Source organism: Nonomuraea sp. NPDC049158 (assembly GCF_040648335.1).
GTDB lineage: Bacteria > Actinomycetota > Actinomycetes > Streptosporangiales > Streptosporangiaceae > Nonomuraea.
Map to the genome: position 1 here is coordinate 71,021 of NZ_JBEZDM010000014.1, position 12,446 is coordinate 83,466.

Annotated in this window: 11 protein-coding genes; 4 read left to right on the forward strand and 7 right to left on the reverse strand. The window is 70.5% G+C overall.

Annotated elements, in window-relative coordinates; all coding sequences use genetic code 11:
* Positions 1-30: 30 nt before the first annotated feature.
* Entirely contained in the window at positions 31-789 is a 759-nt protein-coding gene (locus AB0B61_RS28690; RefSeq protein ID WP_358438001.1) for a class I SAM-dependent methyltransferase, read from the forward strand.
* A gap of 6 nt (positions 790-795) precedes the next feature.
* On the opposite strand, the gene AB0B61_RS28695 is transcribed toward AB0B61_RS28690, so the two are convergent.
* From AB0B61_RS28695 to AB0B61_RS28710, 4 genes are all read right to left on the reverse strand, one after another.
* Complete coding sequence (locus tag AB0B61_RS28695; RefSeq protein ID WP_358438004.1) at positions 796-1,761, reverse strand: diiron oxygenase; 966 nt, start codon at positions 1,759-1,761, stop codon at positions 796-798.
* A 66-nt stretch (positions 1,762-1,827) separates the two neighbouring features.
* Positions 1,828-2,427, reverse strand: a complete 600-nt coding sequence (locus AB0B61_RS28700; protein ID WP_358438006.1) for a TetR/AcrR family transcriptional regulator — start codon at positions 2,425-2,427, stop codon at positions 1,828-1,830.
* 11 nt (positions 2,428-2,438) lie between these two features.
* Entirely contained in the window at positions 2,439-3,788 is a 1,350-nt protein-coding gene (locus tag AB0B61_RS28705) for a HAMP domain-containing sensor histidine kinase (protein ID WP_358438009.1), read from the reverse strand.
* A gap of 3 nt (positions 3,789-3,791) precedes the next feature.
* Positions 3,792-5,024 (reverse strand): HAMP domain-containing sensor histidine kinase, encoded by a 1,233-nt coding sequence (locus tag AB0B61_RS28710; protein WP_358438015.1) that lies wholly within the window; start codon positions 5,022-5,024, stop codon positions 3,792-3,794.
* A gap of 159 nt (positions 5,025-5,183) precedes the next feature.
* Between AB0B61_RS28710 and AB0B61_RS28715 the strand changes: the two genes are divergently transcribed.
* Genes AB0B61_RS28715 through AB0B61_RS28725 form a run of 3 tightly spaced genes read left to right on the forward strand, consistent with a single transcriptional unit; the run spans position 5,184 to position 8,805 of the window.
* On the forward strand, positions 5,184-6,350 hold the full coding sequence (locus AB0B61_RS28715) for an acyl-CoA dehydrogenase family protein (RefSeq protein ID WP_358438017.1): 1,167 nt from the start codon (positions 5,184-5,186) through the stop codon (positions 6,348-6,350).
* Entirely contained in the window at positions 6,347-7,321 is a 975-nt protein-coding gene (locus tag AB0B61_RS28720) for an acyl-CoA dehydrogenase family protein (RefSeq protein ID WP_358438020.1), read from the forward strand. Before AB0B61_RS28715 ends, AB0B61_RS28720 begins: the two co-directional genes overlap by 4 nt.
* Complete coding sequence (locus AB0B61_RS28725; RefSeq protein WP_358438023.1) at positions 7,321-8,805, forward strand: AMP-binding protein; 1,485 nt, start codon at positions 7,321-7,323, stop codon at positions 8,803-8,805. Before AB0B61_RS28720 ends, AB0B61_RS28725 begins: the two co-directional genes overlap by 1 nt.
* Here the strand turns inward: AB0B61_RS28725 and AB0B61_RS28730 are convergent.
* The 3 genes from AB0B61_RS28730 to AB0B61_RS28740 form a co-directional block, all read right to left on the reverse strand.
* Complete coding sequence (locus AB0B61_RS28730) at positions 8,777-9,901, reverse strand: C45 family peptidase (RefSeq protein ID WP_358438026.1); 1,125 nt, start codon at positions 9,899-9,901, stop codon at positions 8,777-8,779. The two genes, AB0B61_RS28725 and AB0B61_RS28730, sit on opposite strands and share 29 nt — an antisense overlap.
* A 92-nt stretch (positions 9,902-9,993) precedes the next feature.
* Positions 9,994-10,956: a YafY family protein gene (locus AB0B61_RS28735; protein ID WP_358438471.1), complete on the reverse strand. Its 963-nt coding sequence runs from the start codon at positions 10,954-10,956 to the stop codon at positions 9,994-9,996.
* Positions 10,957-11,007: 51 nt separating this feature from the next.
* A complete protein-coding gene (locus tag AB0B61_RS28740; RefSeq protein ID WP_358438029.1) occupies positions 11,008-12,438 on the reverse strand; it encodes an Nramp family divalent metal transporter in 1,431 nt (476 codons plus the stop codon).
* Positions 12,439-12,446 lie beyond the last annotated feature (8 nt).

A 12,446-nucleotide genomic window follows, 5' to 3' on the forward strand; every position in this document is an offset into this window, starting at 1 on the left:
CGCCAACAGAAACCCGAATATCGTCTCACCATGACGAACCTGTTCGGCGGCGCCGCCCCCTTCTACGCCAAGTACCGGCCCGGACACGGGGAGGAGGCGATCGGCTGCCTGGCCCGCGCGTTCGGCCCCGGCAGCCGGGTGCTCGACCTCGGCTGCGGCCCCGGCACGGTGGCGATCCCGCTGGCGGGGGCCGTGCGCGAGGTGATCGCCGTGGACCCGGACGCGGCCATGCTGGCCGAGGGCAGACGCGTCGCCGCCGGTACGCCGAACATCCGCTGGCTGTCCGGCGACTCCACGACACTGGCCGCCTTGCCGCCCTTCGACGACGTCGTCATGGGCAGGTCGTTCCACTGGATGGACCGCAGGGCCGTACTGGCCGAGCTGGACCTGCTGCTGCCGCCGGACGGGGCGGTGGCCCTGATCGGACCCTCTCGCGACCACAGCGAGCACGCGTGGGAGCCGGTCGTGCGGGAGGTACGCGCCGAGTTCGCGATGAACGAGTTCCTGGCGGGCAACTCCTTCCAGGCCAGCGGGGAGCATCATGACGACGTGCTCGCGGACTCGCCGTTCCACCGGCTGGAGCAGAGCCTGTTCGAACAGCGGCTGACCTGGGACCTCGACGCCGTGATCGGGCTGCAGCTGTCGTACTCGTACACCACTCCCGACAGGCTCGGCGACAGGGTGGCGGAGTTCACCGACGCGGTCCGGCGGGTGCTCCTGGCCGCCAACCCGTCGGGTGTGTGGGAAGAGCGGGCGATCACCGAAGTGCTGGTCGCCCGCCGCTCCTAAAAACCTTCAGGCCCAGATGCCCATGACCTGCCAGATCGGTCTGGTGAGAGCGTTCACCAGGCCGATCTCGGTGCACAGCTCACGGGTCTTGCCCACCGAGTCGCGGATCTCCCGCTTGGCCGCCGGATTGCGCAGGTACACCTCGGTCACCACCTCACGCGGGATGGCGAACCGCCTGATCATCGGCCCCGGTGGCGCCAGCATGATCCTGGCCATGATCCCCAGGATGATCGGCGAGGCGACACCCAGCATGAGGCGCCGGTAGCGCGGCATCCTCGGCACCCGGTTGCGCAGGTAGTGCCGGGCGAAGGAGATGTGCCTGGCCTCCTCCGCGATGTGGATGCGCATGATCGTCTCTTCGAGCGGGTGGTGGACCCGGTCGTCCTTGAGGAGCTTGCGCTGGACGTGGTCGATCGGGTCCTCGCCGCCGAGCACGAACACGAAGAACAGCTCGGTCGAGATCAGCGGGATCCAGGGGGCGACCTGGGCGAGCAGGCTGAGCGGCCCCGGCATGCCGCGCACCGGGAGCTCCGTCCGGTTGACGAACTCCTGGAACATCATTCCGTGATGTCCCTCTTCGATGGTCTCGTGGTAGACGTAGCGGAATTCGGGTGACCCGTTCGGCAGCCGGTAGGCGTAGTTGAGCAGGCCGCGCTTGAGCAGGTTCTCGAACTGCAGCCCGATCTTCATCGCCGTGGCCAGCCGCCACAGCCCGATCCTGGCCCGCGTCTCGGGGGAGCGGCCGCGGTACCACGGATGGGCGCCGAGCTTGTCCACCCCGGGCAGTTCCCAGCGAGGATCGGTCTGGTCGACGAGGAACTCCGGATCCTCCCAGGGGATGTCCTTGTACGGCTCCCAGTGCTTGTCGACCGACGCCTTCGACAGGCGCTGGATGACCGCCTCGTAGGCGCTCCGATCGGCGACCCGCTCGTCGGTCTCCCTGGCGGTGGTAGAGCTCGGTGCGCGTGTCATCGCCTGCTCCTCTCCTCGCCCGGTAATTGTACGAAGCATCCAATAAGAGGGGAAGAGTGACGCCGATCACAAGTCGTCCGGGTTCAGGCCGACCTCGGCGGCGGCCGTCGCACGCAGCAGCCGCGTGGCCCAGCGGCGCGACACGACCTTGGGGTGCACGTGGATCTGGATGGCCAGCCCGTCGAGCAGCGCGAAGATCCGCCAGGTGGACTCCTCGGGATCGGGGCAGACGAAGTCGCCCGACGCCACGCCGGCCTCGATGATCCCGCGCAGCAGGGTCCTGCCCCGCAAGTCGAGCCGTCGCGCGGTCTGCTCCAGCTCCTTGTTGCGCATGGACTCCGACCAGGCGTCGATCCACAGCCGCCAGCCATCGGAGGAGCCCGCGGGGGAGGAGCGGCGCAACAGCGCGCGCAGTCGCTCGGGCGGCGTGCCCGGCGAGCGCTCGATCGCGTCCAGGGTGTCGAGATGCATTCTGGCGGCATAGGCGAACGCCTGCGCGAACAGCTCGTCCTTGGTCTCGAAGTGGTAGAACAGCAGCGCCTGGCTCACGCCGGCGGCTCTGGCTATGTCGATCGTCCTGGTGTGCCCGAACCCCTGCTCGGCGATCACTTCGCAGGCTGTCTTCAGTAAATCTTCGCGCCGTAATCGGCTGAAACCCCGTGTCACAGCGGGCCACTTTAACTACTAGTCCGGGGGATTTGTAGGACAAACCGGGCACCGATGTCGGAATCTTCGACCGTGAGAGTACCACCGTGCGCCGTGGCGATCTCGCGGGCGATGGGCAGCCCGAGCCCTGTGCCCCCCGCGTCGCGGTTGCGTGAGGCGTCCAGCCGGGTGAACCGGCGGAAGACGTTCTCACGCTGGTCCGGCGCGATCCCCGCGCCGTCGTCCAGAACCTCCAGTACACCCCAGTCGTCCCGCTCGTCGACGGCCACGGTGATCGTGGACTCGGCGTGCCGCTCGGCGTTGTCGAGCAGGTTCGCCAGCAGGCGGGTCAGGCGCAGCGGGTCACCGGTCACCACCACCGCCGGACGCAGCTTCAGCTCCACGCGTTTGCCGGGTGGCCGGCGGGCCAGCTCCTCCTTGACCAGCTCGGCCAGGTTCACGTCGGCGCCGAGGCCGGGCGCGCCCGCGTCGAGCTTGGCCAGCGTCAGCAGGTCGGTGACGATGGCCTGCAGCCGGTCGAGGCTCGACAGCAGGGCCACGGCGGTGCGCGGCCAGTCGGCCTCGTCAGGATGGAGCATGGCCTCCTCGATCTGGGCGCGCATCGCGGTGAGCGGGGTACGCAGGTCGTGCGAGGCGTCGGCGGCGAACCTGCGCTCCTGCTGGACCGCGTGCTCCAGCCGGTCCAGGGTCTGGTTCACGGTCCGGGCGAGGTCGTCGAGCTCGTCGCGGTGCGGCAAGGGCGGCACCCGGCGGCCCAGGTCCGTGGCGGTGATCTCGGCCAGCTCGGTCTTGATGTCCGTGACGGGCCGCAGTGCCCTCACCACCGTCGTCCTGGCCACGTACGCCGAGATCGCGGAGAGCAGCAGCACGGCGAGCAGCACGCCCACCACATAGAGCGGGCTGATGTACCAGGGGACGGCCGGGATGTAGGCGTAGACCGTCCAGAACGCCGACCCGACCGGCACCCGGTACCCCACGACGATCAGGCACGTCACGCCCGGCACCCGGTTGGTGCAGACCGTGGCGTCCAGGCGGTTGTCGTCGCCCGTGGAGGTGTCCCTGATGAGCGGCGGATAGCCGAGCAGTCTCGGGCTGGCCTGCCGTACCGCGCCGTGGTCGTCGATCACCTGGAGGAGGTCGACGTCCTCGGTGGCCGTCACCGGCCGCATCCGATCCGGCGCGGACCGCTGGACGCCGGCCGCGACCCGGCGCGCCGCGCTGGCCGCGTGCTCGATCTGGTACCCGGTGAGAACGCTGTGCGCGAGCGGTGTGATGAGCACCGCGATGACGAAGTAGCCGACCAACGTCGACAGCAGGGCGGCCACCGCCATCCGGCGCCGCACCGACCATTTGGAGAACACCGCTCAGCCTTCCACGATGGGGAGCCGAGGGAGCCGCACCACGAAACGGGCGCCGCGGTCGGAGTCCTCCAGGGTCAGGGTGCCCCCGTGAGCCTGCGCGATCTCGCGGGCGATGGCCAGCCCCAGCCCGGTGCCGCAGGCGTCGCGCTCGCGCGCGGCGCTGAGCCGGGTGAAGCGCTGGAAGACCACCTCCCGCTGGTCCGGCGCGATGCCGGCGCCGTCGTCCACGACCTCGACCACGGCCGCCCCATCGTGGTCCCGTACGGTCACCGCGACCTGGGACTCGGCATGACGCTCCGCGTTGTCCAGCAGGTTGGTGAGCAGGCGGGCCAGCCGGACCGGGTCACCCATGACGGTCACGCCCGGCTCCAGTGTGGTGATCACCGGCTTGGACCGCCGCCCGGCCGTCTCGGCGCCGACGAGCTCGGCCAGGTCGACGGGCTCGCGGACGGCGGGGGCGCCCGCGTCGAGCTGGGCCAGCGTCAGCAGGTCGCCGACGATGGCCTGGAGGCGGTCCAGGCTGCCCAGCAGCGCCACCCCGGTCCGCTGCCAGTCGGCGTCGCCGGGGTAGAGCATGGCCTCTTCGACCTCCGCGCGCATGGCGGTGATCGGGCTGCGCAGGTCGTGCGAGACGTCGGCGACGAACCTGCGCTGCCGCTCGGCCGCGCGCTCCAGCCGGTCGACCGGCCGGAGCGTCCTGCCCACCACCCGGGACACGCCGAACCAGGTCAGCGCCACCAGCGCGAGCGAGTCGCCGCCCAGGAACCCCAGCATGGCCGGATGGACGTACCGCGGCACCATGGCCCCGGCCGCGTAGATCAGCCAGTCGCCGCCCCGCTCGTAGACGCGCAGGACGGTCAGGATCTCGCACCGGCCGGGAAAGTCGGGCAGGTCGCACACGACCCGGGTGCGGTTGGCGTTGTCGGCGTCGGGTGTCCACTGGCTCATACGCGGACGGCCGGTCAGGTTCCCGGTCGTGGACACCACCCGCCCGGCCGAGTCGACGACCTGGATCCCGTCCACCTCACCGCTGATGACCGGGGGCAGCTCGTGCCGCTTGACCAGGTGCACCACGCGCAGGGCGGCGGTGAGCACCTCGTTGGTGCGCCGCCCCACCGCCGTGGTGTGCACCGCGTGCAGCGCGAACGCGCTGACCACAACGCACAGCAGCGCCATGGCGACGCTCGCGAACAGCGTCAACCGCGCACGCACGGACCGCCCGAACCGTGTGATCACGCCTTTCCCCCCGGCAATCAGCCGATCACACCTAGTCGTCACCATCCTAATTAACGGAGATTCGGCGACAAATCCGGATAAAACGCCAACCGAACGGCGCTCTATGCGTGCCGCATTCGGCTCGTTAGAGTAAGTGAGCACTGATGTCAGGGAGACGATGTGAACCTTGATGAGTATCGGCATGCCGCCAGGGCCTGGCTCCTCGAAAACGCTCCGGCCGGCGACTCCCCGGAGGCCGACCCGGTCGCCAGGGCCAAGGACTTCATGGCCCGGCTCTACGACGCCGGATACTCCGGCATCACCTGGCCGGCCCGCTGGGGCGGTCAGGGGCTGACGCAGGCGGAGGAGCGCGCGTTCGCCGCCGCGGCCCGCGATTTCACGCTGCCCACCTACGTCTTCTCGATCGGCCTGGGCATGACGGGCCCGACGCTGGTCGACCGGGGCACCGACGAGCAGCGCGAACGCTTCATCCGGCCGCTGCTGCGCGGCGAGGAGGTCTGGTGCCAGCTCTTCTCGGAGCCGGGCGCGGGCAGCGACGTGGCCAGCCTGCAGACCAGGGCCGTACGCGACGGCGACGACTGGATCGTCAACGGCCAGAAGGTCTGGACCTCGGTCGCCCACCACGCCGACTGGGGGCTGCTGCTGGCCCGCACCGACGTCGAGGTGCCCAAGCACAAGGGCCTGACCATGTTCGTGGTCGACATGCGCCATCCGGGCGTCACGATCAGGCCGCTCAAGGACATGACCGGCCGGGCCAACTTCAACGAGATCTTCTTCGACGACGTCCCCATCCCCGACGCGCACCGCGTCGGCGAGGTCAACGACGGCTGGAGCGTCGCGGTCACGACGCTTCTGCACGAGCGGCTGTCGATCTCGGCGGGCGTCGGCATGGGCCAGGGCAAGGACGATCCCACCTCGCTGGCGGCGCTGCGCCAGGTGGTCGACACGACCGACCCGCTGGTCAGGGACGAGCTCGTCGAGCTGCACATCCGCTCGCGGGCGCTCGCCCTGTTCAACCAGCGCCTGTCCCAGGAGACCAAGGCGGGGATCTTCCCCGGTGCCCGAGGCAGCGCCGCCAAGCTGCTGCTGGCCGAGCTGTACCTGTTCCAGGCCGACCTCGCGACCCGGCTGGTCGGGCCCGAGGCGGTCGTCGGCGGCCACCCCCTGGCGCAGGCGATCTCCATGGCCCCCGGCATGTCGCTGGGCGGCGGCACCAACGAGATCATGCGCAACATCATCGGCGACCGCGTGCTCAACCTGCCGCCCGAGCCCCGGGTGGACAAGACCGTGCCGTTCAAGGACCTGAAGGTGGGGACGCAGGGGTGAAGCTCGTACTCAGCCAGGAGCAGCAGGAGCTCCGCGCCGCCGTCCGCTCGTTCCTGGCCGCGGCCTCGCCGCTGACCAAGGTCCGCGAGGGCTACGACCGGGAGGTGTACGCGCGGCTCAACGGCGAGCTCGGCCTGTCCGGGCTGATCGTCCCGGAGGAGTACGGCGGGGCGGGCGCGGGCTTCGCGGAGCTGGCGGTGGCGCTGGCGGAGACGGGCGCCGCGCTGCTGCCCGGGCCCTTCCTGGCCACGGCGTTCGCCACGATCGCGCTGACCCGGGTGCCGGACAAGGAGCTGCTGACCGCCATCGCCGAAGGCCGGATCACCGCCACGCTCGCCACCGGCCCGCTCGACCGGGTGCTCAACGGGATGGAGGCCGATGTCCTCCTGCTGCGCGACGGCGAGGTCCTGACGGCCGTCGACCTCACCGCGCCCGGCGTCACCAGGACCGCCCTGGAGACGCTCGACCTGACCCGCGGCCAGGCCCGCGTGGTGCTGGACGGCGTGCCCCGCCGTGAGCTCGGCCCGCTGCCGGCCGGCGTCGACGACCTGCTCGCCGTGGCGCTGGCGGCCGAGCAGCTCGGCGTGCTGCGCGCCGCGCTGGCCGCCATCGTCGCCTACGCCAAGATCAGGGTCGCCTTCGGCCGCTACATCGGCTCCTACCAGGGGGTCAAGCACAAGCTCGCCGACATGCACTGCAAGCTGGAGCAGGCCGAGTCGATCGTCCGCTTCGCCGCCTGGGCCGCCGACGAGTCGCCGGAGGAGCTGCCCGCCGCCGCCGCGCTCGCCCAGGCGTACGTGGGGCGGGCCTGCTTCGAGGTGGCCCGCGACCACCTGCTGCTGTACGGCGGCATCGGCTACACCTGGGAGCACGACGCGCACCTGTTCTACAAACGGGCCAAGGCCGACGAAGTGCTGCTCGGCCCGCCCCGAATCCACCGGACCCGCCTCGCCGAGCTGCTGGAGCTGTGATGGACATCAGCGGACTGCCCGGCTTCTACGCCATCGCCGCCGCCGACCCGGACCGGCTCGCGGTCATCGACGTGGACGGGTCCCGGACCACGTACGGCGAGCTGCTCACCCGGGTCAACCAGGTGTCGCACGGCCTGCGCGCCCGCGGGCTCGGCGAGCGGGACGTGGTGGCCGGCGTGCTGCCGAACGGCCTCGACGCGGTGATCCTGATCATGGCGACCGGGCAGATCAGCCTCTACTACGTGCCGATCAACTGGCATCTCACCGAGGCGGAGGTGGCCTACATCCTGCAGGACTGCGACGCGAAGATCGTGGTCACCGCCGACGGCCACGTACCCGGAAGTGAGATCGGCACGGCCGGACTGGCCGAGGGCCAGCCCGGAGACGCGCCCGGCGGGCGGGCCGGCGGGGCCGTCATGTGGTACACCTCCGGCACCACCGGCTTCCCCAAGGGCGTGCAGCGGCCGCTGTCCGGAGCCGAGCCCGAGGCGGTCGTCCCGCTCTATGCCTGGTTCCTCGGCGAGATCGTGGACCTGGTGCCCGGCGAGGCCGTGCACCTGGTCACCTCGCCGATGTACCACTCGGCGCCGTGCGCGCACACGCAGTTCGCGCTGCATCTCGGCCACACCGTGGTGATCACGCCGCGCTTCGAGCCGGAGAACATCCTGGAGCTGGTCGAGCGCCACCAGGTGACGAACGCGATGATGGTCCCGACCATGTTCCACCGGATGCTGCGGCTGCCGGAGGAGGTCAAGGCGCGCTACGACGTGTCCAGCCTGCGGCAGGTCATCCACACCGGCGCGGCCTGCCCGGTGGCGGTCAAGCAGGGGATCATGGACTGGTGGGGGCCGGTGCTCTACGAGTACTACGGCTCGACCGAGTCGACGATCGCCTTCTCGGTCAAGCCGCACGACTGGCTGGCCCGGCCCGGCACCGTGGGCAAGCCGGCGCCCACGTTCGAGGTCAGGATCCTCGACGAGGCCGGCGAGGAGCTGCCGCCCGGCGAGCCCGGCATGATCTACGTCAAGTCCAGCCTGGGGACCTTCGAATACCGCAAGGACCCGGCGAAGACGGCCGCCAGCATGCGCGGCGAGTGGTACACCCCCGGCGACATCGGCTACCTCGACAAGGACGGCTTCCTGTTCCTGTGCGACCGGCGCACCGACCTGATCGTCTCCGGCGGGGTCAACATCTACCCGGCCGAGATCGAGGCCGCGCTGCTGGAGCACCCCCTCGTGGCGGACGTGGCCGTCATCGGGGTGCCCGACGAGGAGTGGGGGCACAGCGTGGTCGCCCTCGTCCAGCCGGTGGCGGGCGTCACGGGCGACCCCGAGCTCACCGCCGAGCTGCTGCGGCACTGCGAGCCGCGCATCGCCCGGTTCAAGCACCCGAAGGTGATCCACTACCGGGACGCGCTGCCCCGTACGCCGACGGGGAAGCTGTCGCGGTCCAAGGTCAGGCAGGAGTACCTCGACTCGCGGTGAAGACCAGCTCGTCGGTGTACCCCTTCTCGTCGCCCAGGTAGAACCGGGTCGACAGGGTGCGGTCGGCCGGGTCGAAGACCGTGCTCCAGACCGTGCGGAACGGCAGCGCCGGGTCCGGCCGCACGGCCAGCAGGCTCGCGCGCAGGTCATCGGGCGACATCAGCGCGCCCTTGCTCCGCTCGTACAGCGAACGCAGCCGCCCGTACGTCTGGAAGCTGGACTCGGTGTCCTCGGGCAGGTTCATCGGGTCGGGGTTGCGGTGCAGGAGGTGGTTGGTGACGCAGAGCGGCGCGTCGCCGAACTCGATGATGTGCTCCGCGCCGTCAGCGCCGCGCTCCCACACGAACGCCCGGCCCTGCGCGTCGGCGACGAGGTAGTGCAGCGGCACGCCGTGGTCGTACTGCTTGGCGCCGAGGAGCGCCTGCTTGGCCTGCTCCACGTTCTCGCAGGTGTCGACGAGGAACCGGGGCAGCTGCGCGCTGCCCACCCCGACCTGCGGCGAGACGCTCTGCGGCGGCTCGGCGGTGGAGAAGTCGGCGATGAGCAGCATGACGACCAGACCGGCCTCGTTGACGCCGTCCATGCAGCCGTCGAGTTCGGACATCGTGATGACGGTGGAGGCCAGGCCGGTGTCGGGCACCGTGGTGATCACGTACGGCCTGGACGACATCGGCAGCTCGCCGGGCCGCGCGGCCTGGCCCATGATCTCGCTGGTGGTCGTGGTGAAGAAGTCATAGTTGCGGCCCACCCTGCCGTGGCCGTCGGTGCCGGCGGACGGCGGGCACCACAGCGCCGAGCAGCCCGAGCCCGCGGGGATGTAACCCAGCCCGTCGAGGGCCAGCTCGTCCTGGTCGGGGTCGAGCCCGAGCGCCGCGGCGGCGCCGTCCATGCGGGCGTGGTGCTGGGGCCAGTGCCGCTCGAACCAGGTCCGGCGGGCCCGGTTGACGGCGGGGTCGGCGGGCGTCGGGGCCCAGCCGAGCCTGAGGGCCTCCTCGGTGAGCGCCCGGCCGATCTCGACCTGGCTGCCGTGGAGGGTCAGGTGGCGGACGAGCTGGAAGTCGTTCCGGCCGCCCGCGATCTGCGTCATGTTCTTCATGACCGCCAGGCTGCCGCCGGGCGCTGACCGTTCTCCTACCGCCCACTGACCGTCCCCCTGTGCGGGCCGCGTGCCTCGGTCAGGGCCGCGCCTCAGCGAGGGTCGCGTACGGCGCGGCGGTAGCGGTCGGCCAGGCGCAGTACGTGCTCGGCCAGCTCCGGCGGGTCGAGCACCTCGAAGTCCACCCCGATGAACCCGATCCACACGGCCATCCCCGGCAGGTCGTCGCCGCTCAGCCTGACCAGGCAGGTGGCCTCGTCGACCGGCTCGATGTCCAGCTTCAGCGGCGACCGGCGCATCACCTCGGCCGGGCTGTGCAGCAGCACCGTCGCGTGATAGCGCCACATCGCGGTGGTCACGCCCTTCTCCACCCACGCGGCCACGTCACCGTCGCCGGGTAGCTCACGGGGCGTGAACCGGGGTCCCGTGGCCGGTGTCCGCAGCAGGAGGCGGTCCACCCGGAACGTCCGCCAGTCCCGCCGCTCGACGTCGTAGCCGACCAGGTACCACCGGCCGCGCCGGTGCACGAGCCGGTGCGGCTCGGCGTCGCGCATGGCCGAGGAGCCGTCGTGGCCGGTGTAGTCGAAGCGGAGCCGTTCGTGGTCGCGGGCGGCGTTGGCGATCGTGGTCAGCACCTCGGGCGCCACCGACGGGGCCTCGCCGGGGATCTGCACCGTGTAGGTGTTCAGGGTGTTGACCCGGCGCCGCAGCCGCGACGGCAGCACCTGCTCCAGCTTGGCCAGGGCGCGTACCGAGGTCTCCTCGATGCCCTGGACGCCGCCGCCCGCCGCGCGGCCGAGACCGACGGCCACCGCGACGGCCTCCTCGTCGTCGAGCAGCAGCGGCGGCAGCGCGGCCCCGGCGCCGAGCCGGTAGCCGCCCGCGACACCCGGTGTGGCGTGCACGGGGTAGCCGAGACTGCGCAGCCGCTCGACGTCGTTGCGGATCGTCCTGGTGGAGACCCCGAGCCGGGTGGACAGCTCGGGGCCCGACCAGTCCTTGTGCGCCTGGAGCAGGGACAGCAGCTTGAGCAGGCGGGCCGAGGTGTCGAGCATGCCTGCCAGTCTGCCCGCCATCGCGGAAAGCCTGCTTCCGCGATGGGGGATTCAGCCGAACAGCTTGTTCGCCTGCTGGATCACCGTCAGCACGGTGAGCGTTCCGAAGAAGGCGATCGACCAGACGAGCGCGCCCAGCCGGTACGACCTGACCTTGAGGGCTTCCGGCAGCGACCGGCGGTTCAGCACGATCAGCAGGATCGAGTACACGAACATCATCACCGCCGCGAAACTGGCCGAGAACACCAGCAGGATCAGCGGCTGGTCGAACCCGAGCAGCAGGATCACGACGCCGAGCAGCGCCATCGCCCACACGATGAAGAAGTACACGCGGTTCTCGGAAATGGCCTTGTCCCGCAGGTAAATGGTCTTCAGCGCGTCGGATGCCAGGCGGGAGGTGTAGTCGACGATGCCCATGGCCGAGGCGAACAGCGACAGCGCCCCGATCACCCAGAACAGCACGCCGAACCACGGCCCGACCGACGCCTTCAGCGCCTCGCCCTCGACCTGCAAAAACCCGATGCCGTTGGCCAGCCCCGGCTTACCGAACACCGTGGAGTAGGCGAGCATCGACATCAGCGCGATCGTCAGGAACGACACCAGCGCGAACGTGGCCGCCTGCTCGACGTTCGCGAAACGCCACCACTGCTGCCACCGGGCCAGGTTCTCCTTGGTCGGCGCGAACTGGAAGCCCGTCGATGCGGCCGCCTCCTCCTGGCCGGTGACCGGGCTGACCAGGCGCGGCACGTACAGGCCCATGCCGAAGCCCTTGTCACGGATCCAGTTGCTCTGGCACAGGTTCTGGCCGCCGCCCGCGCCCGCGTAGGCGATCGCGCCCATCAGCACCGCGAACTCCAGCGGCGGCACCGGGAACTCCGCCCCGACGCTCAGGCCCTTGCCCAGCTCGATCCAGCTGTCGGCGTTGATGGCGAACAGGATCGCGACCAGCGCGAGCGTCGCCACCAGGGCGATCTTCACGAAGATCACCCGTTCCAGCATGGTGTAGATGACCGGCGCCATCGTCAGCCCGAGCGCGATCACCAGCAGCATGCCGATCGCGATCCAGCGCACGCTGCCGGCGCCCGTGCCCGTCAGATAGGTCATCATCGTGGCCGAGGTGGTCACCCAGCCGGGCCACAGGTTCGAGCAGAGCGTCATCACGACGAAGACGAGGCTCCAGTGCCTCCACATCCTGCTGAAACCGGTCAGCGCGGTCTCGCCGGTGGCCAGCGTGTAGCGCTCGATCTCCATGTTGAGGAACCACTGGGTGATGATGCCGATCGCGGCGCCCCAGATGAAGACCAGGCCGACCTGAGAGGCGATGTACGGCCAGAGGATGAACTCGCCGGACGCCAGCCCGACCCCCGCGCCGACCAGGCCGGGACCGATGATGCGCCAGCTCGATCGGGGAGGGTCCGGCAGGTCTCGGACGGCGACGGGGGGTAGGACTCGCGCAGGAACAGTCGGGGTGAATTCCGCCATGCGGATCT